Origin of the sequence: Jiangella muralis (assembly GCF_001270745.1) — a bacterium.
In the GTDB taxonomy this organism is placed as follows: domain Bacteria; phylum Actinomycetota; class Actinomycetes; order Jiangellales; family Jiangellaceae; genus Jiangella; species Jiangella muralis.
Genome location: NZ_KQ434757.1, coordinates 40,838 through 57,104, shown reverse-complemented (window position 1 = coordinate 57,104; position 16,267 = coordinate 40,838). Strand labels below are relative to the sequence as shown.

Annotated in this window: 13 protein-coding genes; 8 read left to right on the top strand and 5 right to left on the bottom strand. The window is 72.8% G+C overall.

Translation table 11 applies throughout. From position 1 onward, the window contains the following. Positions 1 to 73 precede the first annotated feature (73 nt). Entirely contained in the window at positions 74 to 1,720 is a 1,647-nt protein-coding gene (locus ACW62_RS13655; protein WP_053204667.1) for a DNA repair helicase XPB, read from the bottom strand. 27 nt (positions 1,721 to 1,747) lie between these two features. Here ACW62_RS13655 and ACW62_RS35225 point away from each other — a divergent pair, with 27 nt between their 5' ends. Beyond that, positions 1,748 to 2,044: a GNAT family N-acetyltransferase gene (locus ACW62_RS35225; RefSeq protein ID WP_205629331.1), complete on the top strand. Its 297-nt coding sequence runs from the start codon at positions 1,748 to 1,750 to the stop codon at positions 2,042 to 2,044. Between the two features lie 147 nt (positions 2,045 to 2,191). Next, positions 2,192 to 3,784, top strand: a complete 1,593-nt coding sequence (locus ACW62_RS13645; RefSeq protein WP_157574736.1) for an LCP family protein — start codon at positions 2,192 to 2,194, stop codon at positions 3,782 to 3,784. A 15-nt stretch (positions 3,785 to 3,799) separates the two neighbouring features. Here the strand turns inward: ACW62_RS13645 and ACW62_RS13640 are convergent, their stop codons facing one another. From ACW62_RS13640 to ACW62_RS13625, 4 genes are all read right to left on the bottom strand, one after another. Beyond that, a complete protein-coding gene (locus tag ACW62_RS13640; protein WP_240477304.1) occupies positions 3,800 to 4,636 on the bottom strand; it encodes a DeoR/GlpR family DNA-binding transcription regulator in 837 nt (278 codons plus the stop codon). Between the two features lie 13 nt (positions 4,637 to 4,649). Further along, positions 4,650 to 5,453, bottom strand: a complete 804-nt coding sequence (locus tag ACW62_RS13635) for a carbohydrate ABC transporter permease (RefSeq protein WP_053204901.1) — start codon at positions 5,451 to 5,453, stop codon at positions 4,650 to 4,652. 72 nt (positions 5,454 to 5,525) lie between these two features. Further along, positions 5,526 to 6,461: a carbohydrate ABC transporter permease gene (locus ACW62_RS13630; protein WP_053204664.1), complete on the bottom strand. Its 936-nt coding sequence runs from the start codon at positions 6,459 to 6,461 to the stop codon at positions 5,526 to 5,528. Then, a complete protein-coding gene (locus tag ACW62_RS13625; protein WP_053204663.1) occupies positions 6,458 to 7,708 on the bottom strand; it encodes an extracellular solute-binding protein in 1,251 nt (416 codons plus the stop codon). Before ACW62_RS13625 ends, ACW62_RS13630 begins: the two co-directional genes overlap by 4 nt. Before the next feature lie 239 nt (positions 7,709 to 7,947). On the opposite strand from ACW62_RS13625, the gene ACW62_RS13620 reads away from it, so the two are divergent. The 6 genes from ACW62_RS13620 (at position 7,948) to ACW62_RS13595 (ending at position 16,224) form a co-directional block, all read left to right on the top strand. After that, positions 7,948 to 8,841: an SIS domain-containing protein gene (locus tag ACW62_RS13620; protein WP_053204662.1), complete on the top strand. Its 894-nt coding sequence runs from the start codon at positions 7,948 to 7,950 to the stop codon at positions 8,839 to 8,841. A gap of 1 nt (position 8,842) precedes the next feature. After that, on the top strand, positions 8,843 to 9,751 hold the full coding sequence (locus tag ACW62_RS13615) for an ROK family protein (RefSeq protein ID WP_205629329.1): 909 nt from the start codon (positions 8,843 to 8,845) through the stop codon (positions 9,749 to 9,751). After that, positions 9,748 to 10,671, top strand: coding sequence for a 1-phosphofructokinase family hexose kinase (locus ACW62_RS13610; protein ID WP_053204661.1), 924 nt, complete (start codon positions 9,748 to 9,750; stop codon positions 10,669 to 10,671). The genes ACW62_RS13615 and ACW62_RS13610 overlap by 4 nt, the downstream gene beginning before the upstream one ends. Further along, the gene (locus ACW62_RS13605; RefSeq protein WP_053204660.1) at positions 10,668 to 11,504 is read left to right on the top strand and encodes a class II fructose-bisphosphate aldolase; all 837 of its coding nucleotides are present in this window, start codon (positions 10,668 to 10,670) and stop codon (positions 11,502 to 11,504) included. The genes ACW62_RS13610 and ACW62_RS13605 overlap by 4 nt, the downstream gene beginning before the upstream one ends. An 80-nt stretch (positions 11,505 to 11,584) precedes the next feature. Then, complete coding sequence (locus tag ACW62_RS13600) at positions 11,585 to 14,707, top strand: alpha-N-acetylglucosaminidase (RefSeq protein WP_053204659.1); 3,123 nt, start codon at positions 11,585 to 11,587, stop codon at positions 14,705 to 14,707. A gap of 50 nt (positions 14,708 to 14,757) precedes the next feature. After that, entirely contained in the window at positions 14,758 to 16,224 is a 1,467-nt protein-coding gene (locus ACW62_RS13595; protein WP_205629328.1) for a Gfo/Idh/MocA family protein, read from the top strand. Positions 16,225 to 16,267: the final 43 nt, after the last annotated feature.

The window sequence follows — 16,267 nt, the reverse complement described above, 5'->3', positions numbered from 1 at the left end:
GGTCGCGAAGGGCATCGGACCTTAGTCGGCTCGCCGCGGCGGTGTCCAGTGGATTTCGCCGGGTTCTGCGCCGTCAGCCCTCGCGGAGGAGGTCCTCGGCGTCGGCGATCTGGTAGGCGTAGCCCTGCTCGGCGAGGAAGCGCTGGCGGTGCTGGGCGTAGTCCTGGTCGACGGTGTCGCGGACGATGACGGAGTAGAAGCGGGCGGTGCGGCCGTCGGCCTTGGGGCGCAGGATGCGGCCGAGCCGCTGCGCCTCCTCCTGCCGCGAGCCGAACGTGCCGGACACCTGGATGGCGATGCTGGCCTCGGGCAGGTCGATGGAGAAGTTCGCCACCTTGCTGACCACCAGCGTGCGCAGTTCGCCGGTGCGGAACGCGTCGAACAGCCGCTGCCGCTCGCGCACCGTGGTCTCGCCCTTGACGACGGGGGCGTCGAGGCGTTCGCCGATCTCGTCGAGCTGCTCGAGGTACTGGCCGATGACCAGCGTGGGCTCGCCGGCGTGCCGCTTCACCAGGCCCTCGACGACGCGGGTCTTGGCGTCGGTGCACGACGCCAGCCGGTAGCGCTCGTCGGGCTCGGCGGTGGCGTAGGCGAGCCGTTCGCCGTCGGACAGGGTGACGCGGACCTCGATGCAGTCGGCGGGGGCGATCCAGCCCTGGTTCTCGATCTCCTTCCACGGCGCGTCGTAGCGCTTCGGGCCGATCAGCGTGAACACCTCGTCCTCGCGGCCGTCCTCGCGCACCAGCGTGGCCGTCAGGCCGAGCCGGCGGCGGGCCTGCAGGTTGGCCGTCATGCGGAAGATCGGCGCCGGCAGCAGGTGCACCTCGTCGTACACGATGAGGCCCCAGTCGCGGGCGTCGAGCAGCTCGATGTGCGGGTAGACGCCCTTCCGCCGGGTGGTCAGCACCTGGTAGGTGGCGATGGTGACCGGGCGGACCTCCTTCTTGGCGCCGGAGTACTCGCCGATCTCGTCCTCGGTGAGCGAGGTGCGCTTGATCAGCTCGTCGCGCCACTGCCGGGCCGCGACGGTGTTCGTCACCAGGATCAGCGTGGTGGCGCCGGCCCGGGCCATGGCGGCCGCGCCGACCAGCGTCTTGCCGGCACCGCAGGGCAGCACGACGACGCCGGAGCCGCCGTGCCAGAAGCCGTCGGCGGCCTCGCGCTGGTAAGGCCGCAGCGTCCAGCCGTCCTCGGCCAGCTCGATGGGGTGCGCCTCGCCGTCGACGTAGCCGGCGGTGTCTTCGGCCGGCCAGCCCAGCTTGACCAGCGCCTGCTTGAGGTTGCCGCGCTCGGACGGGTGCACGGCGACGGTGTCGGGGTCGAGCCGGGCGGCCACGAGCGGGGCGACCCGCTTGGACCGCAGCACCTCTTCGAGCACCGCGCGGTCGGTGCTGACCAGCACCAGCCCGTGGACGGGGTGACTCTCCAGCCGCAGCCGCCCGTACCGGGCCATCGTCTCGGCGACGTCGACCAGCAGGGCGTGCGGGACGGGGTAGCGAGAGTACTGGAGCAGGGTGTCGACGACCTGCTCGGCGTCGTGACCGGCGGCCCGGGCGTTCCACAGGCCGAGCGGGGTCAGCCGATAGGTGTGCACGTGTTCGGGTGCCCGCTCCAGTTCGGCGAACGGCGCGATGGCGCGGCGGCAGTCGTCGGCGAGGTCGTGCTCGACCTCGAGGAGCAGGGTCTTGTCACTCTGGACGATGAGGGGTCCGTCGTTCACCGCCCCATTGTCCCGTACGGTCGGTCCGTGAGTGAAATGGTCGAGCGGGTCACCGAGATCGGTGACGAGTTGGCCGCCTGGCTACTGACCTGCTGGGTCGACGTCTCGAACCCGGGCGGCGCCGGGCGGGCGTTACTGGACGGGCTGACCGACCTCGCCCGCGCCGACGGGCTGGACTTCCTCCATCTCAGCTACCGCGACGGCATGGGACTGGGCCGGTTCTACGAGTCGTGCGGCTTCTCCGAGGTGGGCCGGATCCCCGGCGCGATCCGGGTCGCGCCGGGCGACGACCGCGACTCCGTCCTCATGACCCACAAGCTGTGAATCGGGACAGGCCGGGCACGCCGGGAACGCGGGTGGCGCGGTGGGAGTTCGACACGTGAGGCACAATGTCCGGCGACCCATCGGCAGCACGTCCCGATCCGGTAAGGAGGCAGCCCGCGCAGGGGCACGCGTGTGGCGGCGGCATCGATGAGCAGCGACGAGACGGTCGGCCGGCGGGCTCGGGGGCGACGTACCAACGTCAGCCCGGCCGAGTTCCGCCGTTTCCTGCGCCAGGTCGGCGTCGGCACGCTCGTTCCGGGCGCCGGGCTCATCGCGGCCGGGCGGAAGAAGCTGGGCTGGACGGTCCTGACGCTGTTCCTCCTGCTGGCCGCGGGCGCGGCGGTCTACGTCGTCCGCAGCGGCATCAGCGGCCTGGTCGACGACGGCACCGACACCGACAGGCTGAACCTCATCACCGGCGCGCTCGCCGCCGTCGCCGTCGTCTGGCTGCTCACCGCCCTGGTCAGCCTGTACCTGCTGCAGCCGCGCGGGCTGAAGGCGCCGCAGCGGCTGCTGTCGGCACTGGTCGTCGTGGTGGTCGCGTCGCTGGTCGTCGCACCGCTCAGCCTCGGCAGCCGGTACGCCTACACCCAGCGCGGACTCATCGGCAACGTCTTCGCCGACGACGACTCCCACAGCCTCACCCGCCCGGACAGCTCGGACGAGGACCCGTGGGCCGGCCAGCAGCGGGTCAACGTGCTCATCCTCGGCTCCGACAGCGGACCGGGCCGCGACGACACCCGCACCGACACCGTCATGGTCGCCAGCATCAACACCGAGACCGGCGACACCGCACTGTTCTCGTTGCCGCGCAACCTGCTCAACCTGCCGATGCCGCCGGACACCCCGCTGGCCGAGGCCTACCCCGACGGCTACATGGGGCCCGAGGAGGACGCCTACTACTGGCTCTCCGCGGTGTACCGGTTCGTGCCGTACGAGTTCCCGGAGTTCTTCGAGGGCGTCGCCGACCCAGGCGCCGAGGCGGCCAAGCTCATCGTCGGCGAGGCGCTCGGGCTGGACATCCACTACTACGTCATGGTCAACCTGCGCGGCTTCCAATACCTGGTCGACGCGTTCGGCGGCATCGACATCGACGTCCCGTACCGCATCCCGATCGGGACCAAGGAGCAGTTCGGCCGCTGCACCGAGCCGTCCGGCTGGATCGAGCCGGGCAAGGACCAGCACCTCGACGGCTACCAGGCGCTGTGGTTCGCGCGGGCCCGCTGCGGCCCCGGACCGGTCTCCGACGACTACGAGCGCATGCGCCGGCAGCGCTGCGTCATCGGCGCCATCACCGAGCAGGCCAACCCGACGACGCTGCTGCGCCGCTACCAGCAGCTCGCGTCGGCGGCCGAGAACACCATGTCCACCGACATCACCGAAGGGCGGCTGTCCGATTTCGCCCAGCTGGCGCTGAAGGTGCAGGACTCCGGCGGCCTGCGCAGCCTGCCGTTCACCAACGACATCATCGAGTACCACGACCCCGACTACGACGTCATCCGCGAGTACGTCCAGGCGTCGCTCGACCCGGCCGCGACACCGCCGCCCGCCGAGGAGCAGCCGACGGCGCCGCCGACCGGCGAGGAGGAGCCGCCGCCCACCGAGCAACCGACGGACGCGCCCACCGGCGAGGAGGAGCCGCCGGCCGAGGAGGAGCCGCCGGCCGAGGGCGAGACGCCGGGCGCGACCGAGACCCCGAGCGACGCCGACGGCGCCGTGGACGTCGACGACGTCTGCTGACGCGCGAGCGGGCCGTCAGACGAGGTGCACCTCGACGCCCGCGCTACGCAGGGCGGCGAGTTCGTCCTCGGGTGCGCTGGGGTCGGTGACCAGCACGTCGACCTGGTCGACGTCGCAGATGCGGGCGAACGCGCGGTGGCCGACCTTCTCGCCGGTGCCGGCGACGACCACCCGGCTGGCCCGCTGCACCATGAGCGCGTTGATGCCGGCCTCGCCGACGTGCCGGCAGGACGCCCCGCCGGCCGCCGTCAGCCCGTCGATGCCGAGGATGAGCACGTCCAGCCACAACTCGTTGAGGACCAGCGTGGCCAGCGGGCCGGTCATCTCGTAGGACTGCGGCCGGGCCACCCCGCCGAGCGAGACGGTGCGGATGTGCGGTCGCAGCACCATCTCGGTGGCGATGTTCAGCGCGTTGGTGACGACGGTCAGCGCGTGCTCGCCGGAGTGCGGGCCGTGCTCGATGCGGGCGGCCAGCCGGCGCGCCGTCGCGGACGTCGTGGTGCCGCCGTTGAACCCGACCACCATGCCGGGTTCGACGAGGTCGGCGGCGAGCGCGGCGATGCGCTCCTTCGGGTCGCTGCCGGACGACGCGCGGTAGCGGGCCGGGAGGTCGTAGGCGACCGCCGTGGCCAGCACGCCGCCGTGGGTGCGGGTGACCAGCTGCTGGCGGGCCAGCTCGGTGAAGTCGCGGCGGACGGTCGCCTCGGACACCGACAACGCTGCCGCGGTCTCGGTGACGCTGAGCCGGCCGCGCTCGGCCAGCAGGTCGAGCATCTGCCGCCAGCGCCGGGCGCGGTCGGGCGCCTGCCCGTCCAGGTCGGTGCCGGCTTCCCCGGCCGGCTGGTCGGTCACGACGGTGTCCCCCTCACTTGACCGCCCCGGCGGTCAACCCCGCCACCAGTCTCTTCTCGATCAGCGCGAACAGCACGACCACTGGCACGATACCGACGATCGATACCCCGAACACATACTGCCAGGCCGACTCGTACTGCCCGACGAACTTGGTCAACGCGACGGACAGCGGCTGGTTCTCCGCGGTCGTCAGGATGACGAGGCTGGCGGCGAACTCGTTCCAGCAGGCGACGAACGTGAAGATGATCGCGGTGACCACGCCGGGCCAGACCAGCGGCATCGTCACCCGGCGCAGGATCTGCAGCCGCGACGCACCGTCGAGCGCGGCCGCCTCGTCCAGCTCGCGCGGGATGGCGGCGAAGAAGCTGTGCATGATCCAGACCGCGAACGACAGGTTGAACGCGCTGTTGACCAGGATCATCGCCAGCCACGTGTCGTTGATGCCGAGCGTGACGAACTGCCGGAACAGCCCGGTGGCCAGCACCGTCGGCTGCAGCATCTGCGTCACCAGCACGAGCAGCAGGAACACCAGCCGGCCGGGGAACCGGTGCCGCGCCGTGTAGTACGCGGCCGGCGCGGCCACGACCAGCACCACCAGCGTCGCGCAGACCGAGATGACGATGGTCGAGACGAGGTTGTACGGCAGCGGCGTCTCGGGCGTCGACCACATGTCGACGTAGTTCGACGGCAGCCATTCCTCGGGCAGATAGGTCGGCGGGACCCGCAGGATCTCCGACCGTGACTTGAACGACCCGATCAGCATGATCAGGTACGGCAGGACGAAGACCAGCGCGATGAGGGCGCCGGCGACGGCCATGAGCGGCCGGCGCGGGCTCCGGGCGCCTCGCGCGCCTCGGGCGGCTCGGGTGCGGACGGCGGCGGCCACGGGTCAGTCCTCCCGCATCGGCTTGACGACCTTCAGGTACACGAGGATGACCGCGAGCACGATGAGGAAGTTGACGATGCTCAGCGCGCTGGCGGTGTCGATCTGCCGGTCCGCCCGGATGAACTTGAAGATCAGCGTGGTCGTGGTGTCGGCGTTGTAGCCGGGGATCGAGCCGGTGATCACCGCCAGGATCGGCAGCGAGTTGAACACGTTGATGATGTTGATGATGGTGGCGACGGCGAGCGCGGGACGCAGCAGCGGCAGGATGATCCGCCGGTAGGTCGCCCACGGCCCGGCGCCGTCCATCTGCGCGGCCTCGCGCACGTCCGTCGGGATCGTCTGCAACCCGGCCAGCAGCGTGTAGGTGGTGAACGGCAGCGACACGAACACCGCGATGCCCATCGCCGTCAGGAACGCCGGCACCGCATTGCGGGTGAACCCGTACGGCTGGTCCAGCAGCCCGACGTCGACCAGGAACGCGTTGATGATGCCGTAGAACGGGTCCAGCCCGTAGTAGACGACGGTCGTCGTCATGACGACGCTGGCCGCCCACGGCACGATGATGGTGAGCCGGACGAACCGCCGTCCCGGGAACGCCTTGTCCAGGAACTGCGCCAGCGCCAGCGACAGCAGCACCGTCACCACGACCACGCCGACCACCCAGACGACGGTGTTCAGCAGCACCCGCGGCAGCGCGGTGAACTCCAGCAGCCGGGCGTAGTTGTCCAGCCCGGCCGGTCCGTTGTCGATGCCGAACTGGCTCAGGTCGCGAAACGACGTCCACGCCATGTAGCCGGCCGGGAAGAACACCACGCCGGCGACGAGCAGCAGCGTCGGCCCGAGCCACGGAAGGGCGCGGGCCGTCGCGGCCCAGCGGGAGCGGCCGCCCCGCGGCCGGTCGGAGGACCGGCTCGCGGGACGGGTCGCGGTGGTCGTCATGCGTTGTCGGCGCTGGCCTGGATCTGCTGCAGCACGGAGGCGGCGTCCTGGGTCTGGATCTGGCCGACCAGGCTCTGCAGCGCGCCCTGCGTGGCCGCCCACGCCTCGTTGGTGCTCGGGTAGAACTGCGCGTCGGGCAGCAGCGCGAGGAAGTCGGCGAACCGCTCCGCGTTGGCGGTGCCCTCGGCGCCGGACTTCGTGGTGGGCAGGAAGCCCTCGGTGTCGACGAAGCTCAGGTACACATCGGTGCTGAAGAAGTGATCGAGGAAGGCCGTGATGGCCTCCTGCTTGTCATCGTCGTTGCGGAACGCCATCAGGTGGTCCGCGACGCCGAGCGTCACCGGCGAGCCGTCCTGCGTGGGCACCGGCGCGATGCCGTAGTTGAGCGCCGGGTTGCGCTCCTCGATCTGCCCGATGGTCGGCGGCAGGCCGACGGCCATCGCGATGCTGCCCTGAATGAACACGTCCAGCATCGGGGTGCGGTCGGTGGCGCCCGGGTCGGGCTGGGTGGCGCCGGCGTCGATCAGCTGCTTCATGAACTCGACGGCCGCGAGGTTCTCCGGGGTGTCGACGGTGATGGCGTCGCCGTCGGTCCACGTGCCGCCGCCGCCGAAGGTCCAGATCGACGTCTCGGCCTGCGCCTCCTCGCTGCCCAGCGGCATGCCGTAGCCGAACACACCGGTGCCCAGCCCGGCGATGGCGGTGCCGGCGGCCAGGAGGTCGTCCCAGGTGGCCGGCGGCTCGGTGATGCCGGCCTGGGCGAGCACGTCCTCGTTGTAGAACAGCGCCCGCGCCGACGCGATCATCGGCAGGCCGTAGACGGTGCCGTCGAGCGTGGCGTTCTCGACGAACGACTCCTGGAAGTCACCGAAGGTGTCCTCGGAGACGACGTCGTCGGCCGGGTACAGCAGGTCGTCCTTCGCGAAGCCGCTGAACGCGTCGATGTTCAGGATGTCGGGCGCCTCGCCGGCCTGCACCTTGGTGCGGATGACGTCGTTGATGTTGTCCCACGACTGCACCTCGAGGTTCACGGTGATGTCGGGGTTCGCCTCCTCGAACGAGGCGATGATCTCGTCCCACAGCGCCGTGGTGCCGTCGCTGTACTGCGGGACCAGCAGGTCGAGCGTGGTCGAGCCGCCGCTCGCGGACCCGCCGCCGCCGTCGTCGTCGTCACCACCGAACCCGCATGCCGTGAGCACGAGGCCCGCCGCCACCGTCGCTGCCGTCAAGGACACCAGTCGTCTCATGTCCGCCCTCCGGGTCCGCTCGCTGCGATGATTGTTTGTATGCGTTTCATGCACGTTTCGCGCACAATCTGTCGATGCGGGTACCCATCGTGGCGGGCACGACAAACGGTGTCAACAGGTCGTGACTGGACCGCAACCTTGATCGTATGTGACGGGGCGCGACTGAGTCTGCTCGATTAGTGGGCGATTCGATCGATATGATGCAGCGGTTCGGGCCGTACGAGAGGGGACACACATCGATGAGCGAACACGTCAGGGCGGAGATCGCCAGTCAACCGGCGTGCTGGATCCGCGCCGCGGGCCTGCTCGAAGACGCCGGGCGAGCGCTCCCGGCGCCGGGCGAGCGGGTCGCCGTCGTGGGCTGCGGCACGTCGTGGTTCGTGGCCATGGCCTACGCGGCGCTGCGCGAGCGGGCCGGGCTGGGTGAGACCGACGCGTTCGCCGCGTCCGAGGCGCCGACCGGCCGCGGCTACGACACCGTCGTCGCCATCACCCGGTCCGGCACGACGACCGAGGTGCTCGACCTGCTGGCGACGGTCGCCGCCCGGCCGGGCGCGCCGCGCACCGTCGCGCTGACCGCCACCGCCGGTTCGCCGGTGGTCGAGGTGGCCGGCCACAGCATCGTGCTCGACTTCGCCGACGAGCGTGCGGTCGTGCAGACCCGGTTCGCCACCAGCACGCTGGCGCTGCTGCGCGCGCACCTCGGCGACGACCTCGGGCCGGTGGCCGCCGACGCCGAGAAGGCGCTGGCCGAGCCGCTCGACCACCTCGTCGGCGCCGAACAGGCGACGTTCGTCGGGCGCGGCTGGACGGTCGGGCTGGCGCACGAGGCGGCGCTGAAGCTGCGCGAGTCGGCGCAGTTCTGGGCCGAGGCGTACCCCGCCATGGACTACCGCCACGGCCCCATCGCGATCGCCCAGCCGGGGCGGCTGGTGTGGTCGTTCGGGCCGCCGCCGGACGGGCTGGCCGACGACGTCGCGGCGACCGGCGCGACGTTCGTCACCAGCGAGCTGGATCCGCTGGCGCAGCTGGTGGTGGCGCAGCGGCTGGCGGTCGCGCTGGCCGAGGCGCGCGGTCTCGACGCCGACCGGCCGCGGCACCTCACCCGCTCCGTCGTCCTGCCCGGCGGCTGAGGTGACGGGTTCCGGGGCCGGGCCGGTGGTGGCCGTCGACGTCGGCGGCACCTCCATCAAGGCCGGCCTGCTCGGCGCCTCCGGCCGGCTGAGCGACGTGGACCGCACCGCCACTCCGGCGGCCGGGTCCGACGGCGCGCCGGTGCTGGACGCCGTCGAGGCGATCGTGCGGCGGCTCGGCGACGGCGCGCGGCCGGCTGCCGTCGGGGTGGTCGTGCCGGGCATCGTCGACGACGCCGCGGGGGTCGCGGTGCACTCCGAGAACCTCGGCTGGGCGGACGTGCCGCTGCGCGACGTGCTGGCGAAGCGGCTGGGCTGTCCGGTCGCGGTCGGACACGACGTGCGGGCGGGCGGGTTGGCCGAGCACCGGGCCGGCGCGCTGCGCGGGGCGGACAACGGCGTGTTCCTGCCGGTCGGGACGGGCATCGCGGCGGCGCTGATCCTCGACGGCCGGGTCTTCGCCGCCGACGGCTACGCGGGCGAGATCGGCCACGTGTCCGTGGGACACGACCTGCCGTGCGCGTGCGGCGGGCGTGGTTGCCTCGAGGCCGTCGCGTCCGCCGCCGCCGTCGCCCGCCGCTACGCCGCCGTCACCGGCACCGCGGTCGCCGGCAGCCGCGACGTCGCCGACCTGGTCCGCCGCGGCGATCCGGCCGCGGTCGCCGTCTGGGACGACGCGTTGGACGCGCTGGCGTACGGGTTGTCGATGCTCACCGGCCTGCTGGCGCCGTCGGTGGTGGCGATCGGCGGCGGGCTGGGAGAGTCGGCCGACCTCGTCCTCCGGCCGCTGGCCGGCCGGCTGGCCGCGCGGCTGACCTTCCAGCGTCCGCCCCGCATCGTCGCCGCCGAACTGGGCGATCGGGCCGGCTGCGTCGGGGCGGGGCTGCTGGCGCGGGAGCTGGTCGCGTGACCCGGGTCGTCTGTGTCACGCCGAACCCGGCGGTCGACGTGACGTACCGGGTGCCGGTGGTCGAGACCGGCGCCAGTCACCGGGTCGCCGACGTGCTGGAACGGCCCGGTGGCAAGGGCGTCAACGTCGCCCGCGTGCTGCGGGCACTCGGCGTCGACACGGTCGTGGTCGCGCCGCTGGGCGGGCCGGGCGGACGCTGGCTGGCCGACGCGCTGGCCGAGGGCGGTCTCGCGGCGCGGGCGGTTCCCGTCGCCGCCGCGACCCGCCGCACCGTCACCGTCGTCGACGACTCCGGCGCGGCCACCGCGTTCAACGAGCCCGGCCGCCCGGTGTCCGTCCCGGAGTGGGCGTCCGTCGTCGCGGCCGTGACCGAGGAGGTGCGCGGGGCGGACGCGCTGGTGGTGTCCGGCAGCCTGCCCGCCGGTGCGCCGGACGACCTGCTGCCGCGGCTGATCGCGGCCGCCCGCGCCGCCGGCGTCCCCGCCGTCGCCGACACTTCCGGGCCGGCCCTGCTGTCCGCGGCCGGGGCCGGCCCGGCGCTGCTCAAACCGAACGCCGAGGAACTGGCCGCCGCCGTCCCCGGGCTCGATCCGGCCGACGCCGCCCGGCGGCTGCTCGCGCTCGGCGCCGGTCACGTGGTCGTCTCGCAGGGCGCCGACGGCCTGCTCGGCCTGACGGGCGACGGCGCGGCCTGGCGGGTCGCGGCCGTCCCCGGCGTCGCGGGCAACCCGACCGGCGCCGGCGACGCCACCGTCGCCGCGCTGGTCCGTGGCCTGGTCACGGGCTCGCCCTGGCCGGACGTCCTCGTCGACGCCGCGGCGCTGGGAGCGGCGGCGGTGCTCGAAGCGGCCGCCGGTGAGGTCGACCTCGCCGCCTACGCACGATTCCTGCCCACCCTGGACGCGGAGCGAGTCGCATGACGCAGACCCCGATGACCACCCTGCTCGCCGAGTCCGCCGCCCGTGCCGGTGGCGTCGGCGCCTTCAACGTGATCCTGCTCGAGCACGCCGAAGGGCTGGTCGCCGGCGCCGAGCGGGCCGGCGCGCCCGTCGTGCTGCAGATCAGCGAGAACTGCGTGCGCTACCACGGGGCACTCGCCCCGATCGCCGCCGCGACGCTGGCCGTCGCCGAGGCGGCCGCGGTCCCCGTCGTCGTGCACCTGGACCACGCCGAGGACCCCGAGCTGGTGTACGAGGCGGTCCGGCTCGGCGTCGGCAGCGTCATGTTCGACGCGTCGAAGCTGCCGTACGACGACAACGTCGCCGCCACGCGCGCCGTCGTCGAGCACTGTCACGCCCGCGGCGTCGCCGTCGAGGCCGAGCTGGGCGAGGTGGGCGGCAAGGACGGCGTGCACGCGCCCGGCGCGCGCACCGACCCCGCCGAGGCGGCCGCGTTCGCCGCCGCGACCGGCGTCGACGCCCTCGCCGTCGCCGTCGGCACCTCGCACGCCATGCGCACCCGCGACGCCGTCGTCGACCACGAGCTGATCGCGAAGTTGCGCGCCGCGGTCCCCGTCCCGCTGGTGCTGCACGGCTCGTCCGGCGTGCCCGACGCCGAGCTGACCAGGGCGGTCGAGGCGGGGATGACGAAGGTGAACATCTCCACCCACCTCAACGCGGTGTTCACCGGGGCGGTCCGGGACCGGCTGTCCGACGACCCGGAGCTGGTCGACCCGCGCCGCTACGTCGCCGCCGGACGGGCCGCGCTGGCCGCCGAGACGGCTCGGCTGCTGGGGGTGCTGCGGGCCGGGTGATGACCGGACGACTCTTGGCATAGTGCGTGAATCTGGCTATTCTCCGGTCAATTCGATCATAATCGATCGCCAGGAGAGCTATGGCCCCCCGACCAGCGCGCATCCTGATCGTCCTCGCCGTGATCGTCGCGGCGTTCCCGGCCGCGGCCGCGCCATCGTCGGGCGCGGAGCCCGCCACGTACGAGGCCGCCGACTGGAGCGTGCGCCCGGCCGTCGAGGCGGCCCGGCGACTGCTGCCCGACCACGCCCGCCGGATCCGGTTCGTCGCCGAGCAACCCGGCCCGGACGGCGCCGACCACTACCGCGTCAGCGCCCGGAACGGCCGCGTCGAGATCGGCGGCACCAGCCCGGCCGTGCTGCTGACCGGCCTGAACGCCTACCTCGGCGAGATCGCCGACGCGAACGTCTCGTGGACCGGCGAGCAGCTGGACCTGCCCGCCCGGCTGCCGCTGCCCGACGCCGAGATCGTCCGCCCGGCGACCGTCACGCACCGGTTCGCGCTCAACGACACCGACGACGGCTACACCGGGTCGTACCGCGACTGGGCCGACTGGGAACGGCTGATCGACGTGCTCGCGCTGCACGGCGTCAACGAGGTGTTCGTGCCGGTCGGCGCGGAGGCGGTCTACTACGACACGTTCCAGCGCTTCGGCTACACCGCCGACGAGGTGCGCGGCTGGATCCCGCCGCCGGCGCACCAGCCGTGGTGGCTGCTGCAGAACATGTGCTGCTTCCCGGGCCCGGTGTCGGCGACGCTGATCGAGGAGCGGGCCGAGCTGGGCCGGCGGATCGCCGACCGGCTGCGCGAGCTGGGCATGACGCCGGTGCTGCCGGGCTACTTCGGGACGGTGCCGGCCGGTTTCGCCGCGCGCAATCCCGGCGCGAACGTGGTGCCGCAGGGCGACTGGGTCGGGTTCGAGCGGCCCGGCTGGCTGGACCCCACCGGCGCGCATTTCCCGCGCGTCGCGGCGGAGTTCTACCGCAGCTCACGGGCCCGGTTCGGCGACTCCGCGATGTACAAGATGGACCTGCTGCACGAGGGCGGGATCGCCGGCGACGTCGACGTGGCCGCCGCCAGCGTCGCGGTCGAGGACGCGTTGCAGGCGGCGCAGCCGGGCGCGATCTGGGCGATCCTCGGCTGGCAGAACAACCCGCGGCCCGAGACGCTGGCCGCCGTCGACCGGTCGAAGATGCTGATCGTCGACGGGCTGGCCGACCGCTACGACGGGCTGGACCGCGACGCGTCGTGGCAGGGCACGCCGTACGCGTTCGGGTCGATCTGGAACTTCGGCGGGCACACCACGATGGGCGCCAACGCCGGTGTCTGGAACGAGCGGTTCTTCGCCTGGCGCGACCGTGCCGGGAGCGCGCTCGACGGCATCGCCGTGCTGCCCGAGGCGGGCGCGAACAACCCCGCCGCCCTCGACCTGCTGACGTCGCTGGCCTGGCGCGATGAGCCGGTGGACCTCGACGCGTGGTTCGCGGACTGGGCCGACCGGCGCTACGGCGGGGCGTCGCCGGCGGCGCGGGCGGCGTGGCAGGCGCTCGGCCGCACGGCGTACGCGATGCCGTCGGGCACCTGGTCCGAGGCGCAGGACGGGCTGTTCGGCGCCGAGCCCAGCCTCACCGCCGACCGCGCCGCCGAGTGGTCGCCCAGCACCCTGCGCTACGACGCGGCGGCGTTCGCGGCCGCGCTGCCGGCGCTGCTGGACGTGCCGCCTGAGCTGCGGTCGTCGTCGGCGTACACGTACGACCTCGCCGACGTCGCGCGGCAGGCGCTGGCGAACCGGAGCCGGCTGCTGCTGCCACTGCTGCGCTCCGCCTACGAGGCCGGCGACCTCGCCGGTTTCCGGGTGCTGGCCGACGAGTGGATGACGCTGCTGGAGCTGGTCGACGAGGTCGCCGCCACCAACCCCGACTGGCTGCTCGGCCGCTGGCTGGCCGACGCGCGGTCGTGGGGCGCCGACGCGGCCGAGGCGGACCGGCTGGAGCACGACGCGCGGACGCTGCTGACGGTCTGGGGGACGCGGAACGGTGCGTTGGCCGGGTTGACCGACTACGCCAATCGCGAGTGGTCCGGGCTGGTGTCGACGTACTACGCGCCTCGGTGGCGGGCGTACTTCTCCTCGCTGGAGGCGGCGCTGGTCTCGGGGACCGCGCCGGAGCCGATCGACTGGTACGAGATCGGCGCCGAGTGGGCCGCGCGCACCGACCCGCTGCCGGTGACGCCGTCGGGAGACGTGCACGAGGTGACCGGCCGGGTGCTGGAGCACCTGACGTCGCATCCGCTCGCGCTGACCGCGTCGTCGTCGGCGTCCCAGCCGGTGGTGACGGTGGAGGAGCCCGTGCGGGTGAGCGTCACCGTCACCAACCCGAACGAGTTCGCCACCGCGACCGGCGTCGCCGTCGAGGTCGAGACGCCGGACGGGCTGACCGCGACCCCGGCCGGGCCCGTCCCGTCGCTGCCGCCCGGCGGGTCGGCGACGCTGCAGGTCGACGTCGCGCTGACGGCGCCGCCGGACGAGCTGGTGGTCCGGCTGCCGGTGCGCGTGACGGCCGCCGGGATGCCGGCCGGCGGGTCGTCGGTGCGGCTGCTGACGGACGACACGGTCGAGCCGCCGTACGCGTCGGTGTCGTTCAACGACGCGATCTTCGGGCAGCGCGACGACCGGTTCGCGATCGTCGGCGGAGGCGGTGACCTGTGGGGCGGCACGAACGAGTTCGGCGCCGTCTACCGGGACGGCGCGCTGGCCGACGGCGGCTCCATCAGCACCACCGTCGTCGCGCAGGACCCGACCTGGCCGTGGGCCCGGGCCGGCCTGATCGTCCGCGACGACCTCGCCGTCCAGGGGTCGGCCGGGTACGCCAACATCGCCGTCACGCCCGGCAACGGCTGCGTCTTCTCGTGGGACGCGAACGGGGACGGCCGGCTGGACTCGACGCGCCAGGCGCCGTCGTTCACCGCGCCCGTGCACCTGCGCCTGACCCGACGCGGCTCGACGTTCGCCGGTGAGTGCAGCGCCGACGGCGTCACGTGGACGGAGGTCGGCTCCGCGGCGCTGCCCGCCGCTGCCGCCGTCGACGCGGGGGTGTTCATGAGCGCCGTGAACGTGGTCAGCGGCGCCACCGGACTCGCCGAGTTCGACGGGTTCCGGATCGAGCCGGTTTCACCCCTTGCGGGCGGTTCCGGCTCTGCTCGATAATGCTCGTTACTCGATTGAAAAGTGCAGTTTCGATCAGAGGAGTGATTCGCGTGGCCCTTCCGCACAGGTACCGACCCTCCCGCCGCGACGTCATCAGGACCGGTGCCGCCCTGGGCGCGGCCGCCGGGCTCAGTGGAGCCGCCGCCGCCGGGACCGCAGCCGCCTCCGACGACGCAGCCGAGGACACCCGCCGCGAGCCGCCGCGCGTCAAGGGGCGCGAGCGGTCCATGGCCGACGTGCCGTTCGAGGGCTTCGAGCAGGTCCGCGTGGGCCTGATCGGGCTCGGCGAACGCGGCGGCGGCCAGGACGTCCGCTGGGGCGCCGTCTCGACCGTCAGCGCCGTCTGCGACATCCGGCCCGAACGCGTCGCCCGCACCGTCGGGCGCATCATGGGCCAGGGCTTCCAGGACGTCGAGCCGGTCGGCTACTCCAACGGCGAGGAGGACTTCCTCAACCTCGTCAAGCGCGACGACATCGACCTCGTCTACATCGCGACCCCGTGGGAGTGGCACTACCCGCAGGCCAAGGCGGCCATGGAGCACGGCAAGCACGTCGCCGTCGAGCTGCCGATCTCGCCGCACCTGGACGAGATCTGGGACCTCGTGCGCACGTCGGAGCGCACCGGCAAGCACTGCATGCTGCTGGAGAACGTCAACTACTTCCGGCCCGAGCTGCGGATGTTCAACATGGCGCAGGCCGGCCTGTTCGGCCAGCTGCAGCACGCGTCCGGCGGGTACGTGCACGACCTTCGCTGGCCGTACTTCTTCGGCGGCGCGTACTACCCGGAGTACTGGCGGCGGCACTGGCAGACCCGGATGAACGCGCTGCACTACCCGATGCACGGCCTCGGCCCGGTCTCGGCCGCCATGGGCATCAACCGCGGCGACCGCTTCGCCGAACTGGTCGCGGTCGCGTCCCCGCCGATGAACCTCGCCCTGTTCCGCGAGAACGACCCCCGCGTCGGCCCCGACCACTCCTCGTGGGAGGACGACGAGTACATCTCCGGCGACCGCCACACCGCGCTGATCAAGACGGCGAACGGCCTGATGATCCGGGTCGAGCACGACGTCAACTCACCGCACCCGTACAGCCGCGAGACCACCCTCACCGGCAGCGGCGGCGTCGTCGAGCTGGACAACGGGCGCATCTACCTCGAGTCGCTCGGCCACAACAACCACTCGTGGCGCACCGGCAGCGCCTACAACGCGATCATGGCCGAGCACGACCACTGGCTCTGGCCGGCCCTCGAGGACCTCGCCGACCAGTACGGCGGCCACGGCGGCGGCGACTTCATCGCGATCTTCCGCCTCGTGCAGCTCATGCGCCTCGGCATGACCCCCGACATCGACGTCTACGACTCGGCCGCCTGGTGCTCGGTGATCCCGCTCAGCCACGAGTCCATGAAGCGGGGGCGCATCCAGTCGGTCAAGGTCCCCGACTTCACCCGCGGCTACTGGGAGGACCCGCGGCCCACCTTCGACCGGGAACGGCCCGAGGACCCCTGGCTGGACGGCTGACCGTCCCCTCGGATCGGTGGCGGGGTGTGCGGGATGCCGGTCC